We start from the raw sequence: 25,616 nt of genomic DNA on the forward strand, positions 1-25,616 counted from the left end.
AGAGTAAGCTTAAAACAAGGATTAAGGGAGGAGCCCTCGATGAGAAATGTGATTATACTTGGACTGATCAGTTTTTTTGCGGATGTAGGTACTGAGATGGTCTATCCTATAGTACCGCTATATCTCACCGCCGTGTTTGGGGCAACGCCTGCTCTTGTGGGGATAATAGAGGGAACAGCTGAGAGCCTCGCCAGCCTTCTGAGGGTATTCAGTGGCTATATGACTGACAAATACCGGAACAGGAAGAAGGTCGCATTCGCGGGATATTCAATGGGAATAATCTACAAGCTGCTTCTAATGTTCGCAGGTTCATGGACCGCAGTATTTGGCGCAAGGGCGGTGGACCGCATTGGAAAAGGAATAAGGACTGCGCCGAGAGACGTTATGGTCAGCCAGGCTGCAGAAAAGGGCAAGCTGGGAAAGGCGTTCGGCATCCATAAGGCACTCGATATGGCCGGCTCCGCTCTGGGAATACTGATTGCATATCTTATCCTGAGGGAATCTTCAGGGAACATAGATTACAGACGCATATTCCTTATATCGATGATCCCTGGGATTTTAGGGCTCATGCTGTTCTTTTTCGTAAGGGAATCGGAGGAGAAGGATTCTTCAGCAATCATAGAGCCGTTCTGGAAGAATATAGGAAAACTGGATTCTCAGCTGAGGATGTATCTTGTGGTCGTATTCATGTTCACTCTGGGCAACTCATCTAATACCTTCCTTCTGCTCAGGGCAAAGAGTGTTGGATTTGATGATGCAGGAGTAATATTCATGTACTTCATATATACAATAACAGCTTCTGCGCTGTCGATGCCCTTTGGAAAGATGTCGGACAAAGCAGGACGCAAGAAGCTGCTGGTTTCAGGATATATAGTTTTCGCTATCGTCTATCTGGGATTTGCCGTTTCTCTCAACAAGCCTTTCGTAGCACTGATGTTTGTGATGTACGGAGCATATACGGCCATGATAACAGGAGTAGAGAGAGCATTCGTATCAGAGATATCTCCTCCTGAGCTCAAGGGAACCATGCTGGGGCTGCATTCCACGGTATCAGGCATAGCCCTTTTTCCGGCGAGCGTACTTGCAGGACAGCTCTGGACTAAATTTGGAGCAGAAGTCCCATTCGTGTTCGGGGCATGCATGTCCCTTGGAGCAGCGCTCATGCTTATCCTTTTCATGAAAAACGGTTCTTAGATCGAAGTCTGGATGAACATTATATAGCTTATGACTGTTACCGCCGCCGCAGCTGAATAAATCAGATTTGCGGAGGAGGCGCTTTTTACTGCAGATCTTGATTTGAAATGCAGCGCCGCAAACCCGGCGATTCCTGCAACCGCTCCAAAAAAGAGAAGGCTCTGTGCCTGTGGATTTGAAGCATAGATAGATCCTCCCTGGTAAAACAGGTCAGCCATGAAGAGTATCGAAAAATTGAACAGATTGCTTCCCACTATGTTTCCTGTGGTCGCATTGAAATTACCAAACCTTACGAGAGATATCGATGAAGTCAGCTCTGGAAGGGAGGTAGCTACTCCAAGAAGCAGGGCTCCGGCAAATGTCATTCCGAGGTCGAGCTTTTCGGCTATTACGTCTGTAGCAAATGTAAGTGCAATGCTGGCGATTACAAGGAGCAGGCTCATCAGCGCAAATCTTGATATAATCTGTTTTTTGCTGAGATGGCAGACGAATTCTTCATTTTCATCTTCAGCGCTGCTGTCATCAGAGGACATTTTCTTTACGGAAAATATATAGAGCGCAAATACGGCTATGGATACCGGATTGAGACCGAGTATGCTCATTCCCGAAGGCACTGCAAGCGCGATGCTTACGAGGGCGTACATCGCAAGTGTTGCAAGCAGAGTCCCTCTGTGGCTTTCTGACAGAAAGCTGGATGAGAATTTTCTGAGGCTGAAGAGTATGAGAGATCCCAGAATGGCAAGGTTGAAAAGATTGCTCCCCAGAACATTGCCTATGACAAGATCGGGCTGATTTACAAAAAGCGTGGCGGCTATGCTCGTAAAGAGCTCAGGAAGGCTGGTTACCGCAGCAAGCATGACTCCTCCTATAAAAGCTCCGGAAATATCAGTGGTCCTGTCGAGCAGATCGACATATTCGGAAAGCTTTACAGATATAAGTACTACGGCAGCGGCTATTGCAAGGTATATTATATAGATCATTTTTCCTCCGATAAGAAACAGTGTAATATTAATTAAAAATCAAACTGTACTAATTATAACATCCGTAAGTTTTTTTGTATATGAAGACAGGCAAAAAATAAGAAGCGGGAGTATTATTGAAAGCCTATGCTGTATAAGGTATAATCAATTTAAAAATGGAGGATGAGCATGATAAGAATAGTCGTATTTGTGGGGCCAAGCGCTTCGGGGAAATCTACTGTAAGAGACAAGTTCGACTTCAGGAAGATAGTAACCTATACCACGAGAAGTCCCAGAACCGGAGAAATCTCCGGAGTGCACTATAATTTTACTGACAGGGAGAGCCTCATGAAGCTCAATGAAGAAGGCCGCCTACTCGAGTACAGCGAATATAACGGAAATCTTTATGCGACCTCAATGGATTCCTTTGAGAATGTATTCAAAGGTGATGATATTTATTCGGTTGTGCTTGATTCCAGCGGAGCAAGGAAGATAAAGGAGCTTTATGGAGACAGTGCCATCATAATCGGAGTGAGCGCGGGCAGGGAAGAGTGCATTGCAAGAATGCAGTCAAGGGGCGGAGAAGGCAATGATCTGAGGATAGCCTCTTTTGAAAAGGAGCTTCAGGAGGCCTGCGACATAAGCGAGCTCATAATAAACAATTCGCAGAAATACTGGGATACATCTGCAAGGCTTATAGCTGTGATTCAGGAAGGCATACTCGGTCAGAAACGCTGAAATATAATTGCTCTGGAAACAGGAGAATATAAAATGATGAGAAAAAAGGTGCTTGTAATTGATGATGAAAAATCCATAAGAGATATAATAGGGGAATACCTTACCCAAGAAGGCTTTGAGTTTGTCGAGGCTCCGGACGGCATAAGAGGGCTTGAGATATTCAGGTCTGCAGGTCCGGATCTTGTCATACTGGACGTAATGATGCCTAAGATGGACGGCTGGAAGGTATGCAGGGAGATCCGGAGTGAATCTGTTACGCCGGTCATAATGCTGACGGCAAGGGGCGAGGAGTATGACAAGCTTTTCGGGTTTGAGCTCGGAGCAGATGATTACATGGTAAAGCCTTTCAGCCCAAGGGAACTAATCGCAAGAGTGAAGGCTGTGCTTTTAAGAGGAAGCGTAAATGAAAGGAAGGACCATGAAATCATTGAGATAGAAGACCTCAGGATAGACTTTGATGCAAGGAACATCTACCTTGGCGAGGAGCATCTCAATCTTACGCCCAAGGAGTATGATCTTCTGAGCTTCTTCGTAAAGAATTCGGGAAGGGTATTTTCAAGGGAACAGCTCCTGAATCAGGTATGGGGATATGAGTTTGTCGGGGATGCAAGGACGGTAGATACACACGTCAAGATGCTCAGAGAAAACCTCAGGCATCACAGGAACTGGATTGTGACTTCGTGGGGCGTCGGATACAAATTTGAAGCGGGTGAGAAATAATGAAGAGCATAAGAATGAGGCTATGGAGTGGGATGATGATACTGAGTGCAGTGGTGATACTGCTGATATTTCTGTTTCAGATCGTCTTCCTTGAGAGATTTTACACTGAAATGGAGATAAGTGCTGCAGGCAGGGATGTTGCAGAGCTTGTTTCGGAAATAGAGCAGTATGGCAGTCTCACAGAAGCCACAGCATCGCCGGAGATAATTGAGAAGGCAGATGGAATTTCATACGACAGGAACATGCAGATACAGATTGCGCTTCCTGATGAAGGAATCATATATGCCAGCCAGTCAGGTGCGGAGCGCATGCCGGGTATGATGCAGTCAGAAACAGCAAAAGCACTCGCATCTGCGCTTGGAGGCGAGGAATACAGAAATCAGACCGTTCACAACAGATTTGGGAATAAGATTGCAGTCATGGGATTTCCGGTCATGAGAGATGATGATATAGAAGGCGCTGTTTCAGTATCGTTTTCTCTTGCCTCGGTTGAGGATACTGCGGAGATACTCAAGAAGCAGCTGGTGATAATAGCTCTTGTGATAATGGTGGTTTCTGTGATAATATCCTCAGTGCTCTCAAAGAAATTCACAGAGCCCGTAAGGCTCATAAGCGAGGCTGCCGAAGCGTACAGCCGGGGTGAGCTCGAAAAGCGACTTCCTGATCTTGGAGAAGACGAGACCGGACAGCTTGCTAGGCGGATGAATGAGATGGGAGAAGCGCTGACGCGAAATGAAATGCTGAAGAAGGAGCTGATATCGAATGTATCTCACGAGCTCAGGACGCCGCTCACGATAATAAGAGGATATGCTGAGGCGATGCGTGATATAACAGGAGATGATGCTGAAAAAAGGAGCAGGCAGCTTGGAGTAATAATCGAGCAGTCAGGCCGACTTGGAAATATAGTCGAGGACATGCTTAGCCTGTCAAAGCTTCAGTCGGGAACTGAGACACTGAGGCTTGAGCCATTCTCTGTGTATGACATACTTGAAGAAATCCGCCTGATGTATGGCGCAAACAGCGAAAAGAGGGCATTTGAAATATCAGGTGAAGACTTCAGAGACAGAGAAGTCACAGGAGACAGGCGAAAAATTGAGCAGGTTCTATACAATTTCATAAGCAATGCCTTTGTCCATACGTCACCTGAGGACTCTGTAGAAGTCAGGATAAGCGAAAATGGCGGCTTTATGAGGATAGAGGTAGCAGACAGTGGACCTGGCATCTCCGGCGAAGATATAGGACATGTTTTTGATAGATATTACAAAGGCAGCCGGGATAAGGATTCGGTTTCTTCCGGCACTGGACTTGGACTTGCCATAGTAAAGGGAATACTTGAGCTTCACAAAGCACCATATGGAGTAGAGAGCGAGCTGGGAAAAGGAGCTGTTTTCTGGTTTGAGCTGCCATTTTCTTAAATCTCACATTTATTTTGAACTTCCATCACAATTCCATCATATTTTTCTCCTATAATTATCTTAAGGCAGAACGGAAGTAGCCTTTGGATTAAAAGTACTTTTTTTGAAAATGAGAAAAATCATGAAAAATAATATGAAGAGAACATTTGCAGGACTTGCAACAGCAGCAGTAATGGCAGCGAGCGTATCAGGAGGAGCAGTATTTGCTGACTCTGCAGAGACAACAGTGAGGGCTCAGCAGTTTCAGGGAAATAGAAACGGCCAGTGTGAGTTCTGTCAGGATGGAGAAAACGGAACCGGCGGATTGAGGAATGGAAGCGGATTTGGAGCCGGAGAGCAGAGAGGAATGGGCAAGGGAAACAGAACAGGCCCTAAGGACGGAAGCGGAATCAGAGCACAGAATGGAACCTGCGTACTTCAGAACAACTGATAATTGATAATGATATGAATGATAGAGAGGCGTATGGTGCGCTTCTCTATTTAATTTATCAAATTTTGGGTATAGTATAAACAGATGGTCAGGCTGAGTTTTGTGATTATTATAAGAGAGGTGCGGAAATGATTGAGAAGATGGTTTTTGCGGCAGGGGCTTCAGACAGCTCTATGGAAGTTATCAGATGCATGAAAAGCATAAGAAAGCTCGGAATAAAAAAATGTCTGCTACTTCAGTGCTACAGTCCTGGTGAGGAGGCCTCTGCAATAGGTGGAATAGTTGGAGAAATCTATGAGGAAAATCTCGCAAGGCAGAAGGAGCTTCTTGAAGAGCAGGGATACGAGGTCGAGACAAGGATCGTGAAGGGCTTCCTGGAAAATGAGGTAAATGACATTGCAGAAAAAGAGAATGCGGACATAATAGTGACTAAGGCCACCAACAGATCCCTTATCGGTGATGCCGTATTCAAAGGGCTTGCATATGAGGTTCTTCATAAATCTGAAAAACCGGTAATGCTTGTAAGAGCCAATTTCAAGGCTGATGCTGATATTGAGTGCGATATAATGAAACATATAATGTTCCCTACGGACTTCTCTGAAAATGCAGCAAAGGCGTTTGGAGCTCTCAAATCACTGGCTCCCTGTCATGGAACGAAAATAACGCTTGTTCACGTTCAGGATACCACGAGGATGGATTCGGATCTCTTTCAGAAACTCGATGAGATGAACGAAGAGGATTTTGCAAAGCTCATGGACATGAAAAAAGAGCTCGAGGAAGCAGGTGCGAGTGATGTGGAAATCCAGGTAGTTCAGGGAGTTACCACTACAGTGCTGATGAATATGGCTGCAGACGAAGGAGTATCGCTCATGATCATGGGTAGCCAGGGACTGGGTTTTGTAAAAGAGCTTTATCTTGGAAGCGTGAGCCATTATATGGCAAGGCACTCTGCTTCATCTGTTATGCTGGTATAATAAAGGGGCTGTCGGAGAATGAAGTTTTTTGACCCATAAGCTCTAATAATTAAAAATCCCAGATTATTCAACATCTACAAGAATGTAGAGAATCGAATAATCTGGGATTTTTTTGTTTAATTCAATATTTATTGTATGGCAAAAAAAGCCATGTGATATTTGCTCATGACTTATAAAAATCCGATAGGATTAAGCAGTTTTTGCTTCATAGGTCTTAATTATTTCTTTTGAGAAGCGATAATACTTATTTAAATTTCTGCCTATAGCATACAAAAAGAACTCTTTATGTACTTTTTCAGATGTCCGGTGATTAAATCTTCTAAAATTATCATTTTCTTTGATGTCTCCAAAATGACCTTCGGTCTGAATGGAACGTATCTGACGATACAAGATACCTTTTTCACTTTGTACATTATTATTGGACTCTGTCTTTAAGGTTTCCCAAAGCAGATTTATCTTCATAACTTTGTTTTTGTGGATATCTTTTTCTTCGTTGTATTTATACAAACAGTGTGGCTTAAACTCGCATCCGCTACAATCTTTGCAAGCGTAGACTTCGAAATTACTTCTGTAACCATTATGGTTTCTGTATTCAGAGCGTTCATATTGAAGTTTCCGTCCATCTTTACATATGAAATGAACACCGTTTTCTGTAATTATTTTTTCCATATTATAAAACTTGCCGGGATCGTTCTTGTACGCCCTGGTTTTCATCTTTTCATGCATTTGAAGTTTTATGTATGAATCTATGTTATTGTTTTTAAGGTAAACTAAGTTAGCTTCACTGGAATAACCACTATCGGCTGTTACTTCCTGCGGAAATTTTTTAAGATACTTTTTATGTTTTTCAAGTACAGGAATAAGTGTATTATAGTCCGTTCTGTCATTGCTGATGTAAGTATGGATAATAAAATAGTTTTCAACTGCAATTTGAACGTTGTATGCTGGTTTCAACTGTCCATTTTGCATATGATCATCTTTCATACGCATAAAGGTTGCTTCTATATCTGTTTTTGAATAACTATTTCTATCAGTTCCCATAAGCTTGAAATGTTCTTTATATTTCAATAGTCTTGTTGAAGCTTCTTCAATTGCCTCATAGAGTTTTTGCAGCTCGCTTTTTTTATTTCTCTTTCCATGAACAAAGAGAATTTTTTCTGCGTCAGCAATGCGACTTAAGTTTGCTTGAAGCTCAATTAATTTCAATGGACATATATTCCCAATTTCAATGATTGAGTTGTTTGAAAGCTTTTCCAGATTTAATGATTTTCGCTTTCTATTTTTAGCAATAATATCCTTAACTTTATCAATTCCTTCCACAACAAACATGGTTTCTAAAGGTAAGTTATAGGCTTTGTTATAATTTTGAGATTGCAGAAACTGATTATATCTTAGGTACAGCTTATCAATAGTATCCAGAAGTCCTGCTAAATGATAATTTACAGTTCCCCGCCATACAAATGTATATCTATTTGCATTTGCTTCAATTTTAGTGCCGTCTATAAATAGGGTTTTTAAAGTAACGAGTCCCTTCTTTTCTAATATTCGTATGAACTGATAATGAAGATCTTCGAGTATTTCCTTTGTTAATTTTTCATTTAAGAAAGCATAGAAAGTATCTCTTTGAGGCTTTTCGCCTTTTGTCAGCCAAATAAAGGCTATATCTCTTTCGCAAAGTTCTTCAATGCGGTCAACAGCTCTAATTCCTCTCATATTTGCGTAAAGCAATACTGCAAATAACATAATAGGGTTATAGCCTTTTCTTCCCTTGTTTGAGTATCTAGCCAGCAAGCTAGAAAAATCGAAATCCTCCAATATATTTATTAGGGTATAGACTGGATCGTCAGCAGATAAACCTAAATTGTAAAAATTAAAATTAATAACCTGTTGTCCTTTTTCAAAAAATTGGTTATAATATTGTATCATAAGTAGTTATATTTTATAATATAACGGAAAGAGATGGCAATATTATTTTGTCATCTTTTTTTTTGCATTAAAAAAAGCGAACTAGTCGCTTTTTTCTTTGGGGGTTATTTCCCGACAGCCCCTCTTAATTATCTATATTATTCAGGAATTACTGCTTATTATCTTCATCATGCGGTCTGACCATTCTATGGACTGAATATACCACCTGAAAAGCTCTCCCTGATCAATGTCCAGCTTTTCGGAGCTGATGCATACGGGAGTTCCTTCACCGGTTTCATAAAATCTTATGATGTCGTGAACAGGAGCAAACGGACCTTCCCCGCGGATGAGTACATCCTTTATATCCTCGCTTACGCTGAGATTCTCAACGGCTTCGTTCATAGGCATGTCGAGCATGGCATCAAGCACGCTGAAAAGGCACATCAGTGAAACCTCATGACGCCTGTTCCTAAGGCTGCTGTGCTGTGCGATGAGCTCTCCGAATCTTGATCTAAGGAGTGAAAGCCTTATAAGCTCCTGAGGCTTGTCTGAAGATAGATCCAGAAGCATAAGTACAGATACCCACCTTTCAAGATCTACAAGACCCATTCTCGTAAGTATGGATCTTATGGAATTATCTCTGGATTTATTGTTGCCGCCTATCTTTACGACTCTGTAGGCCATATCAACGTCTTTTTCTATTATGCTTGCGAGCCTGTGAAATGAAGGCTCTTCACAGTGAAGCTCTGAGAGCAGGTGCTGGTATACAGCTTTGCCTGATTTTTTTGACTGGAGCCCTGCAACGATCTTTGGACGGCTGAAGAAATACCCTTGAAACAGCTGGAAGCCCATACTTCTAGCCTTCAGATAGGTATCCTGATCTTCGATTTTTTCAGCAACAAGTATCTTTTTCTGTGAAAGGGCTCTTGAAACCTGAGACTTAATGTTATCAAGCGGAGTGAGAATGAGGTCGAATTTTATCATGTCAGCATGATTTTCGGCCCTGTAAGTATCTTCATTGTATTCAAAATCATCAAGCGCTATCTTGTACCCAAAGCTTCGCAGCTCGCTTATCCTGGCAATCACATCATCGTCAAATACCGTATCCTCAAGGATTTCTATAATCAGAGTAGCTGGTTCGATGAGCCTTATAGATTCTGAATTAAGGAAATTCTGATCAAAGTTCACAAATGCCTTTTTATCACCTACAATCTGATCTATGCCCGTCTCAAAAAGTCCACCGAGAACTGTCGCCGTCGACCTGTCGCTGTCCGCAGAGCCGAACGAAGTCGATCCACGGTCATCACGATACAGAAGCTCGTAGCCGTAGACATTCATTTCTGTATCAAATATAGGCTGTCTTGCTATGTACAATGCTGTTCCCTCCCCCCGGAAATTCAAAGCCATTATTTATTTGAAATACCCTCATATCTTAATTATAATACATTTTGATTTTTTATGCAATTATTTTCAATAGTGTCTAAATATTGAAAGTGAAGGCCGTATAATATATAATTGTATATAGGAAATCAGAACATATTATGAGGTAATTATGGATATATCGGTTATAATACCAGTTTACAACGAAGAAAATACGATATCTGACGCTATGGAGATGCTCCGGCCGCTCACAGGCAGATGTGAGATCCTGTTCGTTGACGGGGGCTCGACGGACCGAACGGTATCCATGATATCAGATGAATTCAGGGTCATAAGCTCACTTAAGGGGAGAGCCAATCAGATGAATCAGGGAGCTGTCAGCAGCAGCGGAAAAGTGCTGTTTTTTCTTCACTGCGACAGCGTGCTGCCAGACTCGGCACTCGAGCAGATAGAAGAGGTCATGGAAAAATGCAGGGCGGGATATTTCGGAATAAGATTTGACTCAGGCAGCCTTATTATGAAAACCTGTGCTTTCATGTCAAACCTGAGGTCCGTTACAAGAGGGATTGTTTTCGGTGATCAGGGGATATTCATAGACAGGGAGCTTTTTTTTGAGGCCGGAATGTTCCCGGCTATAGCTATTATGGAGGATTATCAGTTTTCGCTGAATCTGAGAAAAATGAAGATAAGGCCTGTAAGGACAAGGGACAGGATATCCACATCTGACAGAAGATTTGGACGCGGAAATGTGAGAAGGCTAAGGGTTATGTGGAATATGCACAGACTGAGATTTTTATATAGAAAGGGAATATCCGCAGATGAGATTGCAAGGATGTACAGGGACATAAGATGAGAGAGGCCATAATAATATTTACGAGAGTGCCGGTTGCCGGAAAGACAAAGACCCGGCTTGAGGCGATGATTTCGCCTGAAGAGTGCGCGCAGCTTCACAGATGCTTCCTGAAAGATCTCAAAAGGCTCTGCGAGGATTCGGGAAGGAAGTGCTTTGTATTCTACACGCCCTCTGGAATGAAGAAGTCGCTCTATCCTCTTCTGGGAAAAGACAAGACATATGTGCCTCAGAAAGGCAAGAACCTTGGAGAAAGGATGCATAATGCCATAGAACATGTCCTGGGGGTGGGATATGACTCATGCGTGCTTACAGGAACAGATATTCCTGAGCTTGAGAGAGCGGATATCGTTCAGGCATTCAACTGCCTGAGAGAGAGTGATGTGGTTTTTGGGCCCACCTCCGATTACGGATATTATCTTGTCGGCATGAAAAAGCCATGCATAGAGATATTCGACAATCAGACATATGGATACGGGAGCGTGCTGAGAAACACCATAGAGTCAGCAAAATCAGCAGGAAGGAGCTACAGGCTCATAAATGCTCATATGGACATAGACGAGCCGGAGGACCTTTTCAGTCTTAAGAATCGTATAGACACTGGTGAATATGACAGAAATACGCACACGGCGAAATATATAGAATATCTTGTAAAGGAGTATGAAGACATATGGACAGAATCAGCGGACTGCGGGACTATTTAAAAACGAGCTCATATCTTGAGGCGCTTGGGATTCCTGAAGATATGGAGACAGAGTATACGATGCTTGCCCAGGGCGAGTACAACATAAACTACCATTTCGTTCATCCTGTGACGCAAAGGGCGCTGGTTTTGAGGATAAATACCGCAAGTCAGATGAATCTGGAGAATCAGGTTGAATATGAATACAGAACTCTTAAGCTCCTTGAGGAATCAGGGAGAACTCCTGAGGTCCTTTATTTTGACCCGGCACCTGAAAATATGGAGTATGGTGTCATAGTGATGGACTTCCTGAAGGGGAGGCATCTTGACTACAAATCGGATCTTGTATCGGCGGCCAGTTGCCTGGCAGACATACACAGCGTAAGGGTAAATGAGGAAAGTCATCTCATATCCCCGGAGGACCCGCTTGAGGCTGTAATGGAAGAATGCAGAGAAATGATAAAAACCTACTATGAATCTCCGTTTGCAGATGAAAAAAAGAAAGCGCTGATTGCAGATCTGCTGGAGCGCGGAAGCAAAAAGATAAGAGAATACCACAGCTATAAAGGATACAGATGCTGCATAAACACGGAGCTGAATTCAACCAATTTCCTGATTAACGAAAGCGAGGGACAGGACTTTCTGGTGGACTGGGAAAAGCCACTATATGGGGACCCCGCTCAGGACATAGGTCATTTCCTTGCTCCCACCACTACCTTCTGGAAGACTGATGTGATCCTTGGGAGAGACGAGATGGACGATTTCATTTCGGTCTATGAAAAATCAGTTGCAGGAAGGTTTGATACCTGTGGGCTTAGAGACAGAGTTAATGTATATATCCCGATAAACTGCCTCAGAGGAATAACCTGGTGCGCCATGGCCTGGGTTCAGTACAAAGACCCGCAGAGGCTGATCGCAAATGAGTCTACCAGGATAAAGCTGGATCAGTATCTGGACATGGAGTTTCTGCAGAGGATAGAGCGGGATTATTTCTAACACGGAATTATTTCTGACAAAGGGAGGAGAACCTCATGGAAAAAGGATATGTGCATATATACACCGGAAACGGCAAGGGAAAGACCACGGCTGCCTTTGGGCTGGCGCTTCGTGCTGCTATGTCTGGGAAAAAGGTATATATAGGCCAGTTCATAAAAGGAATGGCATATGAAGAGACGAAATGCGCTCAGATAATCCCTCAGATAAAGATCGAGCAGTTTGGGACAGATTGCTTCATAGACAGAAAACCCGGCGATGAGGACATCCGGCTTGCGAGAAAAGGCCTTGAAAAATGCATGAATGCGCTCTGCAGCGGAGAATATGAAATGGTCATAATGGATGAGATTACTATAGCCATATATTTCGGACTTCTCTCGGACGATGAGGTGATCGAAGCAATCAAGAAGCGAAAGAATAACGTAGAAGCAGTACTTACAGGGAGGTATGCATCTGAGAAGCTGATTCAGGCGGCGGATCTCGTAAGTGACATAAAGGAAATAAAGCATTATTTGAGCCAGGGCGTAATGTCACGAAAAGGCATCGATTGTTGACCTTAATATTAAAAAGGACAATCATCCTCTGAAAAAAGGACTGTTGAAACGTAGACATATGAATGCTTTAACGGTATAATCTAATGCATGAGAAGTTCAGAAAAGAAGGTGACGATATGATCCCAAGACTCTTTATGCTTATTGCATTCGTGATTATTTCTTTAAAGGTATTCCACATGATTTACTTAAGCCTTTTCAGAGCAGGGCTCTGTGACGATGGCTTTTATTGTGGAGGGATAGCAGAGACTGTTTCCGGCAACAAAATGAAACAGAGAAAGACTGCGCCTCAGACCCGTTCAGCAAACAGGAAAGCTCTGAGGAAAAGGCCTTCATCCTCATCAGGCAAAAATCTGAACACAGGCTCATATAGCACATATAAAAAACTCAATTCGCTCTAAAAGACAAATCGAATTAAAACATATCTACATATGCCCAGTATAACCCCCCACCCTTTTATATCCCGGGCTTCGTGATTAAAACAGATGCAGATTCAGCTGCACTGTTTTTTTTTGAAATAAATCGAGAAAAATCAGAAAAATAATTGTAAATCATAGAGGATAGTGTATAATACTAACCATAAATATATTTTTGAAAGGGGCTGATGTTGATGATTGAAAATACTTTAAAGGTGATCGTGATTTAAAACTTGATAGCTGTAACAACCTTTCAGATACAGGCAGCATGGTAAGCTCATAGAAAATTGAGTATATAACCGTAGAGAGCAACCTTTTTTGCAGGGGTTGTTTGCTATGGTATTTTTTTGCCCTATTTCAGAAATATGGAGGAAGAAATGAATAATCTAAGGATTGAAGATTACGGATATAACGATTTTTTCAGGAAACAGAAGAATGATTGGGACAGGAGCGGCGAGCTGGTCGTTGCCAGAGTAACTCAGGTACACAGGGAAAGCTATACGGTGGTATCAGACATGGGAGAAAAAAATGCAAAGCTAAAGGGCTCGATCTTCTTCAGCCCCGACAGCGCGCAGATTTATCCGGCCACGGGAGATTTTGTGCTGATAAAGCACAATCCTATGGGAGAAGACATAATATACAGGGTATTAGATAGAAAGAGCAAGTTTTCAAGAATGGATACATTCAACAGCAGGGAGCAGGTGGTGGCAACCAACTTTGATTATGTTTTTATCGTCACATCCATGAACAGGGATTTCAATATAAAGAGAATAGAGAGATATCTTTCAATCGCATGGCAGAGCGGAGGTACCCCTGTAATAGTCCTTACAAAGGCAGACGCATGTGAGGACAGGGAGCAATATCTTGACCAGCTTCATGATATATCTGCAGGAGTAAGGGTGCTGGCAGTGAGCGCGCACACAGGAGAAGGCATGGATGAACTGAGAGAATATATGGGACCATCAAAGACGCTTGTTCTGCTGGGATCATCAGGAGTCGGAAAGTCATCGCTGGTGAATGCGCTGTCCGGAGAAGAAATAATGAAAGTAAATCAGATACGCGAAGATGACAGCAAGGGACGGCATACCACGACTCACAGAGAGCTGATAATGCTGCCTGGAGGAACCATGATAATAGACACTCCGGGAATGAGAGAGCTTGGAATGTGGAGCTCTTCAGAGGGCATGAGCACGACATTTGAAGATGTCGAGGAGCTTTTTGAAGGCTGCAGGTTCAGCGACTGCAGGCATGAGGGAGAGCCGGGCTGCGCGGTGAGAGAGGCGATTGAATCAGGAGCGCTTTCACAGCAAAGGTGGAATAACTACCTCAAGCTCCAGAAGGAATCCCGGTTTGCAGAGAGCAAGGAAAAGCAGGCTGCCCTCATGAACAAGAAGGCATTTGAAAAAAATATTGCAAAGCTACAGAAGGAAATGTATAAATCAAGGAAGAAGAGATAAAGCCTTAAAACGGCTTGTCCTCATTGAAAGGAGATGTAGCTTTATGTACAGGAATGTCCTTATAGTGTGTGTTTCGGTTCATCATGGAAATACCCTCAGGATCGCAGAAGCCATGGCGAAGGTTCTCGGAGCACGGATCATTGAACCGGGCGAGCTTACGGACTCCGCTCTGGAGGAATGCGACCTCGTTGGATTTGGCTCGGGTATATACAATGGCAGCCATCACGAAGGGCTGATTTCGTCACTTGACCGGATTTCTGCCAGGACCGGAAAGCCGGCGTTCATATTCTCGACAGCAACTATACCAGTAAAAGCCATGAACAGGAAGCTTCTTGAAAAAGCATCTGAAAAAGGCTTTGACATAATAGGGGATTTTGCCTGCAGAGGATTCATGGATTACGGCTTTACAAAGATATTTGGCGGCATTAACAAAGGACGGCCGAATCAATCGGACCTTGAGAATGCCGGAGAGTTCGCAAGAAGACTGACAGATGGAGGAATTAAAGTTGAATAAAGATAAGATTAGCATAAACGCCGGATGCTGAGCTCCGGATGAAGGCGGCGCGGCTGCGCAGCATGAAATCCTTGAGAACTGCATGATATGTGGAGAAAATCTTGAGTATTATGATACAGGGCATGAATTCACATGCATTGAATGCGGAAACATAGAAACTGGATATGTGAACTGCAGCAGAGGACATTATGTCTGTGATTCATGCCACGGAGAAAGATCATTTGAAACTGTAAAGAAGATGATATCAGATTCAAAAGATGAAAATCCTTTTGAGATTGCAGAAAGGATCATAAACGAAGCCCAGCTGCCCATGCTTGGATGTGAGCATGCATGGGTAGCCGGCGGGGCTTTGATTGCAGCTCTGAGGAACCATGGAAGCCTGAACCTGGATGAAGGCTATCTGGAGGAGGTGCTCATGAGAACAAGGCGCCAGGCAGTTGGGGCTTACTGCGGGCTGACAGGCGTGTGCGGCATTGCACCTGCAATCGGCAGCGTATACAGCGTGATACTGGGAGCTGCATGCCCAAAAAATGAGGAGACATCGGCTACCATGAAAGTGGTATCTGAAGTGATCTATGCCATATCTGAGGAGGCGGGGCCATGCTGCTGCAAGAACTTCGTATTTACTGCACTGGAGGCGGCATGCAGGAATGCTGGCAGATATCTTAATACAACGCTTGACTATCAGGCGGATTTCATATGCAGCTTCAGCGACAGACATCCGCATGGATGCCGAAGGGAGCTTTGCAGATTTTATCATCCAATTGATGAATAATATGATATAATCAGATCAATCAGAAAATTTACAGGAGGAATAATATGGGTAACAAATATGTAGCAATAATACAGTGTGACATTGCGCACAACAGATGCAGCGGATACGCATGCACAGAGTCGTTCTATAACAGGGAAGGCATGTTCGAAAATTATGAGGACGGGGTAAGATATATATCATTTACGTGCGGAGGATGCTGCGGAAAGAGCGTATCAGCCAAGCTGGAGCATTTTGCGGCGAAGTGCAAAAAATACGGAGATATAGCAAAAGAGGATGTAACGATTCACCTGGCTTCATGTATGGTGACAGACCATCATCATTATGACAGATGTCCGCATTTAGACTACATAAGAGATATAGTGCGCAAGAAGGGATATGAGAATGTAGTCGAAGGATCATATATAAGCAAGGCTGCAGCATTCAAGCGAGAAAAGGGTATATATAAGGTATATTAGAAATACAGGCATAAGAGAGGAAAGGGACAGATATGATTAAAAGAGAAGATGCGTGGAAGCTTCTTAAGGAATACAACAAGGATGAATTCCATCTTCAGCATGCGCTTACGGTAGAGGGTACTATGAGATACTTTGCAGATCAGCTTGGATTTGGCGATGAATCAGATTTCTGGGCAACTGTCGGGCTGCTTCATGACCTTGACTTTGAGATCTACCCGGATGAGCACTGCAGCAAGACTCAGGAAATCCTCAGAGACAGAGGCTTTGACGAGAGATTCATAAGAGCGGTAGCGAGTCATGGATACGGTCTGTGCGGAGAGCCTCAGCCGAAGCCGGAGCATATTATGGAGAAAGTGCTTTTTGCTACAGACGAGCTTACGGGACTCATTGGCGCAGCTGCAAGGATGAGACCTTCAAAAAGCGTCATGGACATGGAGGTATCGAGCCTCAAAAAGAAATTCAAGGACAAGAAATTTGCGGCGGGATGTTCCCGTGACGTAATAATACAGGGCGCGGAGATGCTTGGATGGGAGCTCGACAGTCTTTTCGAGCAGACCATAATGGCAATGAGATCATGCGAGGAGCATGTGGATAACGAGATGGACAAAGAAAGATAACAGAGCTGACAGGGACTGCATATCATCCTGAAAGGAGGAAGATATATGGACAGAATCAGTGCAATCAAAAGGCTGAGAATTGCGATTGCCGTAATTATAATATTAACGGCTGTAATGGCATCCTACAACTTTGCCAGAAGCAATTTTCAGGATGCTCTCATAGAAGATGTGGAGCTCACTGAGAAGCTTGAGGCAGGGATGCCTGTGTATGTGGATTTTGAAGATATAAAGACTGGAGACTACAATCTGGAATATGATGAAAATTCATCCTATTCACAGCTTGAGATAAGTAATGTATCGGATGAAACGCTATATGACATAAGCATAGAGCTCGCTGAACAGCAGACATCCCAGCGAAACAGCTTTCTCATACCTTCATACCATATAAGCATCCTCAGATCAGGTGAATCAGCCCTCCTCAGCACTCAGCACGAGAATGTGGACAGGGATCAGCCGCTGATGGTAAAAGAGGTGACATACAGGGACAGCGAGGGTAATGCCATTTTCATATCCGCATCATCTGATGACGGCAAGGAACGCAGCATAACCGTAAAGCCGAATCTGAAAACCGAATTTGCAGTCCTCACTGAGGATATAGAAAAAATCAGGACAGGAGAGATAACTGTATCAGAAGAATCCGGCCAGAGGACGGCCAGAGTAGAAATAACGAATATATCTGATGAAAAACTGTATGATGTATATGTAAATTTCATCGAATACCATGATGGCATGGCAACCGGAAATATATATGCAAGGCTTGAGGTGCTCGATGGAGGATTTTCCAGAAGCATAAGCATAAAGCCTCATCCTGACACCGAACTTAAGATATCTGACACGGGATACACACTGAGGACTGAAGAAGATAAAAACGGTCATGTGTATTCCCTGTTTCCAGATGAAGGCGTATACAGAGTGAGAGCTTATTCGAGTCAGGCGGCTGCGCAGAGCAGGAATACCTCGATGACATTTGCAAGGCTCGCTGCGATAATAATATTGCTGGAGGCCAACCGCAGGGAAGCAGAATACAGGTTAAAGGGAGCCTCTGAAGGCAAGGATGAATATCTAAAGAAAGCAGGTTATGCAGCCATGATAAAATGGGTGACCCTGGTCATCTATATAATACTCGTAGCAGACCTGTTCAGGATATAAAAAAAGAGCCGAGGCTCTTTTTTTTATATTTATGTTATCTTTCTTTTGAAACCGTCATTATGAGCTCTCTTACTAGCTTGCATGCCACTGCTGTAGAAGTGCCGCTGTGGTCATATACCGGTGAAAGTTCATTTATATCCAGTCCTACTATATCAAGCTGGCTTAGCTTCATAACTGCGCCAAGGAGTTCATTGAATGTGACTCCTCCGGCTTCAGGGGTACCTGTACCAGGGAATATAGAGGGGTCGAGGACATCGAGGTCCAGAGTGAAGTAAACCGGCTTTCCTTTAAGAAGCTCTATTGCCTCATCAAATCTCGTGAAGCTGAACTTGTTTGTCTGAACGTGATCTTTTCCCCATTCAAACTCAGCTCTTTCACCTGAACGGATTCCGAACTGGAATATTCTGCCGTCTCCGATTATCTCCCAGCATCTCCTCATTACTGTCGCATGAGAGAGTTTTTCTCCCATGTAGTCCTGCCTGAGGTCTGCGTGAGCATCAAAGTGTATTATATGAAGATCAGGATATTTTTCAGCCACAGCTCTTACTGTTCCAAGAGTTACGAGGTGCTCTCCACCTATCATGAATGGCACCTTTGAGTCGCTGAGGACTTTCTGAGTGAATTCAGTTATAGTGTCAAGCGTTGCCGCCGCGTTTCCAAAAGTAAGCTCAAGATCGCCTGCATCAAATACTGCAATATCTTCAAGATCCATATCCTGATAAGGGCTGTATGTCTCTATTCCGATAGATTCGGTTCTCATTGCGCTGCTTGCGAAACGAGTTCCAGGGCGAAATGAGGTAGTGCAGTCAAATGGAGCTCCGAAAAGCACTATTTCTGATTCGCTGTATTCATTTTCACATCCTATGAATGTGGATACATTTCTATTCATGGGCCTGCTCCAGCATCTCCTTCACGTAGTTTGGAAGTGCAAAGCATCCTGTATGAAGGTCAGTGTTGTAGTATTTTGTCTTAAGTCCAAGCGCATTCCATCTTGCAGCATCAAGGTCTGCTACTGGATTGAATTTCTTTGATGCAAATCCAAACAGCCAGTGTCCTGACGGATATGTCGGGATGTGAGCCTGATAAACGCTGCATATAGGGAAGAATTCTCTTATCCTCTTGTGAGCTCTCTGCATAGAAGCGGCATAGCTGCTGTAGTATGGGCTTTCATGCTGATTAACGAGGATTCCCGTTTCGTTTAGAGCCTTGAAGCAGTTGCCGTAGAACTCTTTTGTGAAAAGTCCTTCGCCAGGTCCGAATGGATCTGTAGAGTCAACTATTATAAGGTCATACTCATTCACCTTGTTTCTTACGAACTTGAGGCCATCTTCATAGAAGAGGTTTACTCTCGGGTCGTTAAGCTGTGATGAAGTCAGCGGGAAGAATTCAAGAGATATATCAACTACCTTCTTGTCAATCTCAACCATGTCGATCTGCTCCACAGTCTTGTATCTTGTAAGCTCTCTTACAGTACCGCCGTCTCCGGCTCCTATAACAAGAACCTTCTTTATATCAGGGTTTGTAGCCATCGGAACGTGAACTATCATGTCGTGATATATGAACTCGTCCTTTTCTGTAACCATCATAAGGCCGTCAAGCGTAAAGAACTTGCCGAACTCCTTTGATTCAAAAACATCTATTCTCTGAAAATCGCTCTGACCTGAGTAAAGCTGATTCTCTACTTTTATTGAAAAGCGTACGTCATCTGTATGCTGCTCTGTATACCATAGTTCCATTTATTTTCCCTCCAAAACATTTATTCTCTCAATATTCATATCCTCTGTTCCCGTGAGGAGGCTTCCTTTTTCTTTTGCAAAGGCGATGTAATCAAGGGAGTCCCTTGATATTCTTTCGCCAGGCGCAAGTATTGGAATTCCAGGAGGATAACACATCACAAATTCACCTGAAACCAGGTTTTCGCTTTCTTCTATAGGAACTGAGCGCTTGTGTCCGTAAAAAGCTTCTGTAGGAGAAACCACAACGTCAGGCTCGATGTATTCATGATCGAACATTCCGGCAGGGTCCTTCTGATAGAGTCTCTTTGTTTCAGACAGTGCGGCGATAAGCCTTTCGATATCGAGAAGCCTGTCTCCTACAGATATTATGGCAAGGATGTTTCCTACGTCGCCGAATTCTATCTGTATTCCATAGTTGTCCCTGAGGATGTCATAAACCTCGACCCCTGCAAGTCCCATCTCTCTCGTATGGATTGAAAGTTTTGTGATGTCGAAATCATATACAGTATCCCCATTTATGATTTCCTTTGAAAATGCATAGTATCCACCTATGCTGTTTATCTCTTTTCTTGCATATTCTGAAAGCTCCTGAACCTTTGCAAATATCTGCTTTCCATTCAGCGCGAGATTCATTCTTGATATGTCAAGTGATGACATGAGAAGATATGAACCGCTTGTCGTCTGGGTAAGGTTGATTATCTGCCTTACGTATTCAGGATTCATGGCAGGGCCTGTCAGAAGGAAGGAGCTCTGAGTGAGCGATCCTCCGGTCTTGTGCATGCTTACTGCAGCCATATCTGCGCCTGCAGCCATAGCTGTAACTGGCATATTGTCCCCAAAGTAGAAATGCGTTCCGTGAGCCTCATCAACCAGCACCTTCATGCCAGCTTCATGAGCCAGTTTTACTATTGATTTCAGATCTGAGCAGATTCCATAATATGTTGGATTGTTGACTATTATGGCTTTTGCGTCGGGATGATCCGCTATCGCCTGCCTTATGTCAGCTATGGACATTCCAAGTGGAATACCCAGTCTCTTGTCAACCCCCGGATTAAGGTATACCGGAGTTACCCCACCGATTATCAGCGCATTTATGGCGCTTCGGTGTACATTTCTCGGCATTATTATCTTGTCGCCGGGCTTGCATACGCTCATTACCATTGCCTGAACAGAAGAGGAGGTTCCTCCTACCATCAGGAAGGCATGATCAGCGCCAAAAGCCTCGGCAGCAAGTATTTCAGCATCTCTTATGACTGAAGACGGGTGGCACAGGTTGTCCAGCATCTTCATGGAGTTCACATCCACGGAAATGCAGTCAGCGCCAAGAAACTCCTTCAGCATGGGATTGCCTGAGCCCTGCTTGTGACCTGGAACATCAAAAGAAACTATTCTCAGTTCCCTGTATTTCTTGAGTGCCTCATATATAGGGGCACTGCTCTGGGAAAGCTTATTCAATTTCGCTACCTCCACCATATACATTGTATCCGCTGAAGATCTCGATCATCTCTCTTCTGAGGTTGTTGGTGATCTCGAGTCTTGTCTTTGGACTGATTTCATATACGTCTTTGTTGAAAAGATAATTCTGGAGTTCGATATCCTTTATGAGCATTTTTGTATGAAAAATATTAGCCTGATATACATTTACATCTATGGCATCATATTTTTTAAGTGTTTCATCGTCGATATAGTCTTGTATGGAAGTAATGTTATGATCTATATAACACTTTTTGCCATCAACATCTCTGGTAAAACCTCTCACCTTGTAGTCTATCGTCATTATGTCGGAATCAAAGCTTCCGATAAGATAATCCAAGGCATTGATAGGTGAAATCTGTCCACATGTGGATACATCAATATCCACTCTGAATGTAGCAATGGAGTTATCTGGATGATACTCCGGATATGTGTGCACGGTTACGTGACTCTTATCCAGGTGTGCTACCACCGTGTCTTTCATTTCTCTCGTATCAAAGAAGAAATCTTTACCCTGATTGCATGATTTGTCAACTACTTCTTCGGAAAGTGCTTCCTCTGCAATCAAAATTGTTACGCTTGCTCCCTGCGGATCATAATCCTGCTTGGAAATATTGAGCACATGTGCTCCAATCATTTCAGTGACATCACAGAGGATCTTAGTTAATCTCTCTGAGTTATATTGCTCATCAATGTAAGCAATGTAATCTTTCTGCTCTCTCTCACTCTTCGCATAACATACATCATAGATGTTGAAGCTAAGTGTTTTTGTGAGGTTGTTAAAGCCGTAAAGTTTCAGCTTATTTTGCAACCCTAACATCACAACCTTTCTCTAATATATTTTTATTAACCTAATAGAATTGTATTGACTTTTAGAGTTTATAATACCAATAAAATTTTCAAATGTCAATGGATTTCATTAAAGTAAGAAAAATGTTTTGAGCTTGGAGCCATCAAGGTTTGGATGAGGTTTAACGCGTTAAAAAACGAAGCCTGATTCAAATGTTTCAGATTTGATAATACTCCATGCAGCTGTCAATTATAAAGCCGGTATTCAGATAAAGACTAATGGCATTTTTATTCTCAGTAACGACCTGTAAAAAGATCTTTTTTGCACCTTGTTTCCTTGCCTGCACTCTCGATAAACCGAGTAAGGCAGTTTAGAGGAAGGGGTGTTCTCTCAAAAGTTTTGATAAAAAAATGTTGACAGTTGAACGTGTGTTCAACTATAATATGTATCATACGGTTGAATGGTTGTTCAACTGTGTGCATATAATAAAGAATTTGCAGGAGTAGAAAGCGGGGAAAAGAAATGGCAAAAGAATTATCGAGAGCTGTATACTGTGACTGTGATACCATACATGAGGACATACTCGAAGAAGTAAGAGCAAAGATGCCGGAAGAAGGCGTACTTTATGAACTTGCGGATCTTTACAAGGTATTTGCAGACAGCACAAGGGTAAGGATACTGTGGGCCCTTGAGCAGAGCGAGATGTGCGTATGCGACATGGCGGTACTCCTTGGGATGACAAAATCAGCGATATCTCATCAGCTGAGGACACTCAAGCAGACCAATCTCGTAAAGTTTCGAAAAGAAGGAAAGAACGTATTTTACTCACTCAAGGATGATCATGTAAAGAAGATCCTGGAGATGGGGATGGAACATATAAACGAATAGAAAAGTAAATCACTGGAGGAAAACATAATGACAAGAATAACTGAAGATACAGAAAAATCACATGGACACAGCCAGGGGCATGGGGATGGAGGATGCTCTGACTGAGCGGCTAAGACGGAAATAGTTATTTCCAGGCAGCACTACCATGTTCACGAGCTGGACAGGGGGACTATCATGAGGATAGTCGCAGCCGCGGCGATATATGCAGCGGCATTTATGGTAAATGATGAGCTCCTTTCACTTCTGCTCAACGTTACAGCGTATATAATAATAGGATACGACGTAGTAATCAAGGCTCTCAGCAATATTTTCAAGGGAGAGGTTTTTGATGAGAACTTCCTGATGACTATAGCTACAGTAGGAGCTTTTGCCATAGGCGAGTCTCCAGAGGCTGTTGCAGTAATGCTGTTCTACCAGATCGGAGAGTTTTTCCAGGATTATGCAGTAAGCCGCTCAAAAAAATCCATTGCAGACCTCATGGACATCAGGCCGGACTATGCAAACCTTAAGATAAATGATGAAGTGCTCGTGTTTTCACCGGAAGAGGTAGAGCTTGACGACATAATAGTAATCAAGCCGGGAGAGAGAGTGCCTCTTGACGCCGTAGTGACTCAGGGAAGCTCATCTGTAGATACATCAGCCCTTACAGGCGAATCGATACCAAGAGACATCAAGCCGGGAGACGAGATTCTCAGCGGAAGCATAAACATAAACAGTGTAATAGAGGCAAGGGTAATAAGGAAATACAAGGAGTCTACCGCGAGCAGGATACTGGATCTGGTTGAAAATGCTGCAAGCAAGAAATCCAAATCAGAGAAGTTCATAACAAGGTTTGCGAGATATTATACGCCTGCAGTAGTAGTGATGGCAGCTCTTCTTGCAATCGGCGGGCCGCTTGTGACCGGGGACGCTTTTTCACAGTGGATATCAAGAGCGCTTATATTCCTTGTAATATCATGTCCATGCGCACTAGTGATATCAGTGCCTCTGAGCTTCTTTGGAGGGATCGGGGGAGCTTCGCGAAGAGGTATTCTCGTGAAGGGAAGCAATTATCTTGAATCACTTGCAATGACTGAAATTGCAGTATTTGACAAGACCGGTACCCTTACAAGAGGCGTATTTGAGGTCCATGGAGTAAAGCCTTCAAAAAATCCGGAATCAGCAGGCATAGATCCTGAGGAGCTGCTTGAGCTCGCTGCATATGCAGAAAATTACTCAAGCCATCCGATTTCGGTTTCGCTCAAAAAGGCCTATGGAAAGATAATTGAGGCAAAGCGGATAGGAACCGTAGAGGAAATAGCAGGACATGGAGTGAAGGCGGTCGTAGACGGCAGGACGGTGTTTGCAGGAAACAGCCGGCTCATGGAGATATTCAAGATAGGCTTCGAGAGCGAGGACGTTGCAGGAACAGTAGTTCATATAGCCGTAGACGGAAAATATGCCGGACATATACTGATTTCGGATGAGCTTAAGGAAGATGCAAAGCTGGCAATCCAGGAATTAAAGAGGCTGGGCGTGAAAAAGACGGTAATACTGACAGGAGACTCAAAATCCGCAGGGGATTCAGTTGCAAGGATTCTTGGAGCAGACGAGGTATATACGGAGCTTCTCCCTGGGGATAAGGTGGACAAGATCGAGGAGCTGATGAAGGAGTTATCCACAAAAGGCAAGCTTGTTTTTGTGGGTGATGGAATAAACGATGCTCCTGTGCTTGCAAGGTCAGATACCGGAATAGCAATGGGCGGACTCGGATCTGATGCTGCTATTGAAGCTGCTGACGTTGTCATAATGACTGATGAGCCATTAAAGGTAACCGATGCGATAAGAATATCAAGAAAGACTCTTGGAATAGCAAGACAGAACATAATATTTGCACTTGGGGTAAAGGCGGTAGTCATGATCCTGGGAGCTGCAGGTATCGCGAATATGTGGGCAGCTGTATTTGCCGATGTGGGCGTAACCTTCATCGCAGTGATAAATTCCATGAGAGCCATGAGCTATGAAGACAGGCAGTAGTTTATAAATACAGAAACCGGCGTGATAAATTCATGCCGGTTTTTTGATGTGCGCCCAGCATGGGCGCAATCTCAAGGGTTAAAGTCCCAAGTCTGCCCCGGTAGTGGGAAAGACATAGCTGAACACCAAGGGTGTCCATCGCGAGGTGGAATCTGAAGGAAGGTGTAGGCAAATCTCTGGTCTGACGAACAGAAATCACATCAGGCTACAGTTAAGGATAAGGCTGCATTACAAGTCAAAGTCCAATAACTACCCGGGATTAACTGTAGTAAATGTGGCAGATATATGGAGAGGAAGATTGCGCTCTTACCTGGGGAGGTCTCATGGACATAACGGGGCAATAGAACATTTTGCAGTTATGGTTGAAACAAGATTTATCATGAGAAGTCAGCAGAGGTCATAGTACCAATTCAGTTGCAAATGAATCGGGAAGGACTGAACTTTAGACCAGCTAGTAATTGTCAATGATTTTTGATAAAAATTCATTTATGGTTTTATGGTACTACAAATAGGCCAAAAAAATATTCGAATTTTGAATG

Annotated in this window: 26 protein-coding genes; 19 read left to right on the forward strand and 7 right to left on the reverse strand. The window is 43.3% G+C overall.

What is annotated here, in order from left to right; genetic code table 11:
* Positions 1-39 precede the first annotated feature (39 nt).
* Positions 40-1,194, forward strand: a complete 1,155-nt coding sequence (locus AC4PGZ_RS00630; RefSeq protein ID WP_492159159.1) for an MFS transporter — start codon at positions 40-42, stop codon at positions 1,192-1,194.
* Here AC4PGZ_RS00630 and AC4PGZ_RS00635 read toward each other — a convergent pair.
* The gene (locus AC4PGZ_RS00635) at positions 1,191-2,174 is read right to left on the reverse strand and encodes a sodium:calcium antiporter (RefSeq protein ID WP_492159160.1); all 984 of its coding nucleotides are present in this window, start codon (positions 2,172-2,174) and stop codon (positions 1,191-1,193) included. The two genes, AC4PGZ_RS00630 and AC4PGZ_RS00635, sit on opposite strands and share 4 nt — an antisense overlap.
* A 168-nt stretch (positions 2,175-2,342) precedes the next feature.
* Between AC4PGZ_RS00635 and AC4PGZ_RS00640 the strand changes: the two genes are divergently transcribed.
* From AC4PGZ_RS00640 to AC4PGZ_RS00660, 5 genes are all read left to right on the forward strand, one after another.
* Complete coding sequence (locus AC4PGZ_RS00640; RefSeq protein WP_492159161.1) at positions 2,343-2,891, forward strand: guanylate kinase; 549 nt, start codon at positions 2,343-2,345, stop codon at positions 2,889-2,891.
* 33 nt (positions 2,892-2,924) lie between these two features.
* The gene (locus tag AC4PGZ_RS00645) at positions 2,925-3,611 is read left to right on the forward strand and encodes a response regulator transcription factor (protein WP_492159162.1); all 687 of its coding nucleotides are present in this window, start codon (positions 2,925-2,927) and stop codon (positions 3,609-3,611) included.
* Positions 3,611-5,026: a sensor histidine kinase gene (locus AC4PGZ_RS00650; RefSeq protein ID WP_492159163.1), complete on the forward strand. Its 1,416-nt coding sequence runs from the start codon at positions 3,611-3,613 to the stop codon at positions 5,024-5,026. Before AC4PGZ_RS00645 ends, AC4PGZ_RS00650 begins: the two co-directional genes overlap by 1 nt.
* Before the next feature lie 121 nt (positions 5,027-5,147).
* A complete protein-coding gene (locus AC4PGZ_RS00655) occupies positions 5,148-5,456 on the forward strand; it encodes a hypothetical protein (protein WP_492159164.1) in 309 nt (102 codons plus the stop codon).
* A 128-nt stretch (positions 5,457-5,584) separates the two neighbouring features.
* Entirely contained in the window at positions 5,585-6,430 is an 846-nt protein-coding gene (locus AC4PGZ_RS00660) for a universal stress protein (RefSeq protein ID WP_492159165.1), read from the forward strand.
* Positions 6,431-6,619: 189 nt separating this feature from the next.
* Here the strand turns inward: AC4PGZ_RS00660 and AC4PGZ_RS00665 are convergent, their stop codons facing one another.
* Both AC4PGZ_RS00665 and AC4PGZ_RS00670 read right to left on the reverse strand, forming a co-directional pair.
* Positions 6,620-8,356, reverse strand: a complete 1,737-nt coding sequence (locus AC4PGZ_RS00665) for an IS1182 family transposase (protein ID WP_492159166.1) — start codon at positions 8,354-8,356, stop codon at positions 6,620-6,622.
* Between the two features lie 141 nt (positions 8,357-8,497).
* Positions 8,498-9,709, reverse strand: coding sequence for an EAL and HDOD domain-containing protein (locus tag AC4PGZ_RS00670; protein WP_492159168.1), 1,212 nt, complete (start codon positions 9,707-9,709; stop codon positions 8,498-8,500).
* 178 nt (positions 9,710-9,887) lie between these two features.
* Here AC4PGZ_RS00670 and AC4PGZ_RS00675 point away from each other — a divergent pair, with 178 nt between their 5' ends.
* The 11 genes from AC4PGZ_RS00675 to AC4PGZ_RS00725 all read left to right on the forward strand — a co-directional run bounded on the left by AC4PGZ_RS00675 (position 9,888) and on the right by AC4PGZ_RS00725 (position 18,174).
* A complete protein-coding gene (locus tag AC4PGZ_RS00675) occupies positions 9,888-10,568 on the forward strand; it encodes a TIGR04283 family arsenosugar biosynthesis glycosyltransferase (RefSeq protein WP_492159169.1) in 681 nt (226 codons plus the stop codon).
* Complete coding sequence (locus tag AC4PGZ_RS00680; protein WP_492159171.1) at positions 10,565-11,269, forward strand: TIGR04282 family arsenosugar biosynthesis glycosyltransferase; 705 nt, start codon at positions 10,565-10,567, stop codon at positions 11,267-11,269. The genes AC4PGZ_RS00675 and AC4PGZ_RS00680 overlap by 4 nt, the downstream gene beginning before the upstream one ends.
* Positions 11,236-12,243: a phosphotransferase family protein gene (locus AC4PGZ_RS00685; protein WP_492159173.1), complete on the forward strand. Its 1,008-nt coding sequence runs from the start codon at positions 11,236-11,238 to the stop codon at positions 12,241-12,243. Before AC4PGZ_RS00680 ends, AC4PGZ_RS00685 begins: the two co-directional genes overlap by 34 nt.
* A 35-nt stretch (positions 12,244-12,278) precedes the next feature.
* Complete coding sequence (locus tag AC4PGZ_RS00690) at positions 12,279-12,794, forward strand: cob(I)yrinic acid a,c-diamide adenosyltransferase (RefSeq protein WP_492159175.1); 516 nt, start codon at positions 12,279-12,281, stop codon at positions 12,792-12,794.
* 116 nt (positions 12,795-12,910) lie between these two features.
* The gene (locus AC4PGZ_RS00695) at positions 12,911-13,192 is read left to right on the forward strand and encodes a hypothetical protein (RefSeq protein ID WP_492159176.1); all 282 of its coding nucleotides are present in this window, start codon (positions 12,911-12,913) and stop codon (positions 13,190-13,192) included.
* A gap of 392 nt (positions 13,193-13,584) precedes the next feature.
* A complete protein-coding gene (rsgA, locus tag AC4PGZ_RS00700) occupies positions 13,585-14,664 on the forward strand; it encodes a ribosome small subunit-dependent GTPase A (RefSeq protein ID WP_492159177.1) in 1,080 nt (359 codons plus the stop codon).
* Positions 14,665-14,707: 43 nt separating this feature from the next.
* Entirely contained in the window at positions 14,708-15,178 is a 471-nt protein-coding gene (locus AC4PGZ_RS00705; protein WP_492159178.1) for a flavodoxin family protein, read from the forward strand.
* A gap of 82 nt (positions 15,179-15,260) precedes the next feature.
* Positions 15,261-15,953, forward strand: a complete 693-nt coding sequence (locus tag AC4PGZ_RS00710; RefSeq protein ID WP_492159179.1) for a DUF5714 domain-containing protein — start codon at positions 15,261-15,263, stop codon at positions 15,951-15,953.
* Between the two features lie 44 nt (positions 15,954-15,997).
* A complete protein-coding gene (locus AC4PGZ_RS00715; protein WP_492159180.1) occupies positions 15,998-16,408 on the forward strand; it encodes a CGGC domain-containing protein in 411 nt (136 codons plus the stop codon).
* Between the two features lie 32 nt (positions 16,409-16,440).
* The gene (locus tag AC4PGZ_RS00720; RefSeq protein WP_492159181.1) at positions 16,441-17,025 is read left to right on the forward strand and encodes an HDIG domain-containing metalloprotein; all 585 of its coding nucleotides are present in this window, start codon (positions 16,441-16,443) and stop codon (positions 17,023-17,025) included.
* A gap of 45 nt (positions 17,026-17,070) precedes the next feature.
* Positions 17,071-18,174 carry a hypothetical protein gene (locus tag AC4PGZ_RS00725; RefSeq protein ID WP_492159182.1) on the forward strand — a complete coding sequence of 368 codons (1,104 nt, stop codon included), beginning with the start codon at positions 17,071-17,073 and terminating at the stop codon, positions 18,172-18,174.
* A gap of 34 nt (positions 18,175-18,208) precedes the next feature.
* On the opposite strand, the gene speB is transcribed toward AC4PGZ_RS00725, so the two are convergent.
* Genes speB through speD form a run of 4 tightly spaced genes read right to left on the reverse strand, consistent with a single transcriptional unit; the run spans position 18,209 to position 22,203 of the window.
* On the reverse strand, positions 18,209-19,063 hold the full coding sequence (gene speB, locus AC4PGZ_RS00730; protein WP_492159183.1) for an agmatinase: 855 nt from the start codon (positions 19,061-19,063) through the stop codon (positions 18,209-18,211).
* A complete protein-coding gene (speE, locus tag AC4PGZ_RS00735; protein ID WP_492159184.1) occupies positions 19,056-19,910 on the reverse strand; it encodes a polyamine aminopropyltransferase in 855 nt (284 codons plus the stop codon). The genes speB and speE overlap by 8 nt, the downstream gene beginning before the upstream one ends.
* Positions 19,911-21,365: an aminotransferase class I/II-fold pyridoxal phosphate-dependent enzyme gene (locus tag AC4PGZ_RS00740; protein WP_492159185.1), complete on the reverse strand. Its 1,455-nt coding sequence runs from the start codon at positions 21,363-21,365 to the stop codon at positions 19,911-19,913.
* Entirely contained in the window at positions 21,358-22,203 is an 846-nt protein-coding gene (gene speD, locus AC4PGZ_RS00745) for an adenosylmethionine decarboxylase (RefSeq protein WP_492159186.1), read from the reverse strand. Before speD ends, AC4PGZ_RS00740 begins: the two co-directional genes overlap by 8 nt.
* A gap of 492 nt (positions 22,204-22,695) precedes the next feature.
* Here speD and AC4PGZ_RS00750 point away from each other — a divergent pair, with 492 nt between their 5' ends.
* On the forward strand, positions 22,696-23,061 hold the full coding sequence (locus tag AC4PGZ_RS00750) for an ArsR/SmtB family transcription factor (RefSeq protein WP_492159187.1): 366 nt from the start codon (positions 22,696-22,698) through the stop codon (positions 23,059-23,061).
* 174 nt (positions 23,062-23,235) lie between these two features.
* On the forward strand, positions 23,236-25,077 hold the full coding sequence (locus AC4PGZ_RS00755) for a heavy metal translocating P-type ATPase (protein WP_492159188.1): 1,842 nt from the start codon (positions 23,236-23,238) through the stop codon (positions 25,075-25,077).
* The last annotated feature ends 539 nt before the right edge of the window (positions 25,078-25,616 follow it).

The organism is Proteocatella sp. QWL-06 (assembly GCF_058684135.1).

What these genes read in the sequence shown, in the direction of transcription:
- AC4PGZ_RS00630 (WP_492159159.1), top strand. Translation starts at nt 40, where the DNA reads ATGAGAAATGTGATTATACTTGGACTGATCAGTTTTTTTGCGGATGTA.
- AC4PGZ_RS00635 (WP_492159160.1), bottom strand. Translation starts at nt 2,174, where the DNA reads ATGATCTATATAATATACCTTGCAATAGCCGCTGCCGTAGTACTTATA.
- AC4PGZ_RS00640 (WP_492159161.1), top strand. Translation starts at nt 2,343, where the DNA reads ATGATAAGAATAGTCGTATTTGTGGGGCCAAGCGCTTCGGGGAAATCT.
- AC4PGZ_RS00645 (WP_492159162.1), top strand. Translation starts at nt 2,925, where the DNA reads ATGATGAGAAAAAAGGTGCTTGTAATTGATGATGAAAAATCCATAAGA.
- AC4PGZ_RS00650 (WP_492159163.1), top strand. Translation starts at nt 3,611, where the DNA reads ATGAAGAGCATAAGAATGAGGCTATGGAGTGGGATGATGATACTGAGT.
- AC4PGZ_RS00655 (WP_492159164.1), top strand. Translation starts at nt 5,148, where the DNA reads ATGAAAAATAATATGAAGAGAACATTTGCAGGACTTGCAACAGCAGCA.
- AC4PGZ_RS00660 (WP_492159165.1), top strand. Translation starts at nt 5,585, where the DNA reads ATGATTGAGAAGATGGTTTTTGCGGCAGGGGCTTCAGACAGCTCTATG.
- AC4PGZ_RS00665 (WP_492159166.1), bottom strand. Translation starts at nt 8,356, where the DNA reads ATGATACAATATTATAACCAATTTTTTGAAAAAGGACAACAGGTTATT.
- AC4PGZ_RS00675 (WP_492159169.1), top strand. Translation starts at nt 9,888, where the DNA reads ATGGATATATCGGTTATAATACCAGTTTACAACGAAGAAAATACGATA.
- AC4PGZ_RS00680 (WP_492159171.1), top strand. Translation starts at nt 10,565, where the DNA reads ATGAGAGAGGCCATAATAATATTTACGAGAGTGCCGGTTGCCGGAAAG.
- AC4PGZ_RS00685 (WP_492159173.1), top strand. Translation starts at nt 11,236, where the DNA reads ATGGACAGAATCAGCGGACTGCGGGACTATTTAAAAACGAGCTCATAT.
- AC4PGZ_RS00690 (WP_492159175.1), top strand. Translation starts at nt 12,279, where the DNA reads ATGGAAAAAGGATATGTGCATATATACACCGGAAACGGCAAGGGAAAG.
- AC4PGZ_RS00695 (WP_492159176.1), top strand. Translation starts at nt 12,911, where the DNA reads ATGATCCCAAGACTCTTTATGCTTATTGCATTCGTGATTATTTCTTTA.
- rsgA (WP_492159177.1), top strand. Translation starts at nt 13,585, where the DNA reads ATGAATAATCTAAGGATTGAAGATTACGGATATAACGATTTTTTCAGG.
- AC4PGZ_RS00705 (WP_492159178.1), top strand. Translation starts at nt 14,708, where the DNA reads ATGTACAGGAATGTCCTTATAGTGTGTGTTTCGGTTCATCATGGAAAT.
- AC4PGZ_RS00710 (WP_492159179.1), top strand. Translation starts at nt 15,261, where the DNA reads ATGATATGTGGAGAAAATCTTGAGTATTATGATACAGGGCATGAATTC.
- AC4PGZ_RS00715 (WP_492159180.1), top strand. Translation starts at nt 15,998, where the DNA reads ATGGGTAACAAATATGTAGCAATAATACAGTGTGACATTGCGCACAAC.
- AC4PGZ_RS00720 (WP_492159181.1), top strand. Translation starts at nt 16,441, where the DNA reads ATGATTAAAAGAGAAGATGCGTGGAAGCTTCTTAAGGAATACAACAAG.
- AC4PGZ_RS00725 (WP_492159182.1), top strand. Translation starts at nt 17,071, where the DNA reads ATGGACAGAATCAGTGCAATCAAAAGGCTGAGAATTGCGATTGCCGTA.
- speB (WP_492159183.1), bottom strand. Translation starts at nt 19,063, where the DNA reads ATGAATAGAAATGTATCCACATTCATAGGATGTGAAAATGAATACAGC.
- speE (WP_492159184.1), bottom strand. Translation starts at nt 19,910, where the DNA reads ATGGAACTATGGTATACAGAGCAGCATACAGATGACGTACGCTTTTCA.
- speD (WP_492159186.1), bottom strand. Translation starts at nt 22,203, where the DNA reads ATGTTAGGGTTGCAAAATAAGCTGAAACTTTACGGCTTTAACAACCTC.
- AC4PGZ_RS00750 (WP_492159187.1), top strand. Translation starts at nt 22,696, where the DNA reads ATGGCAAAAGAATTATCGAGAGCTGTATACTGTGACTGTGATACCATA.
- AC4PGZ_RS00755 (WP_492159188.1), top strand. Translation starts at nt 23,236, where the DNA reads ATGAGGATAGTCGCAGCCGCGGCGATATATGCAGCGGCATTTATGGTA.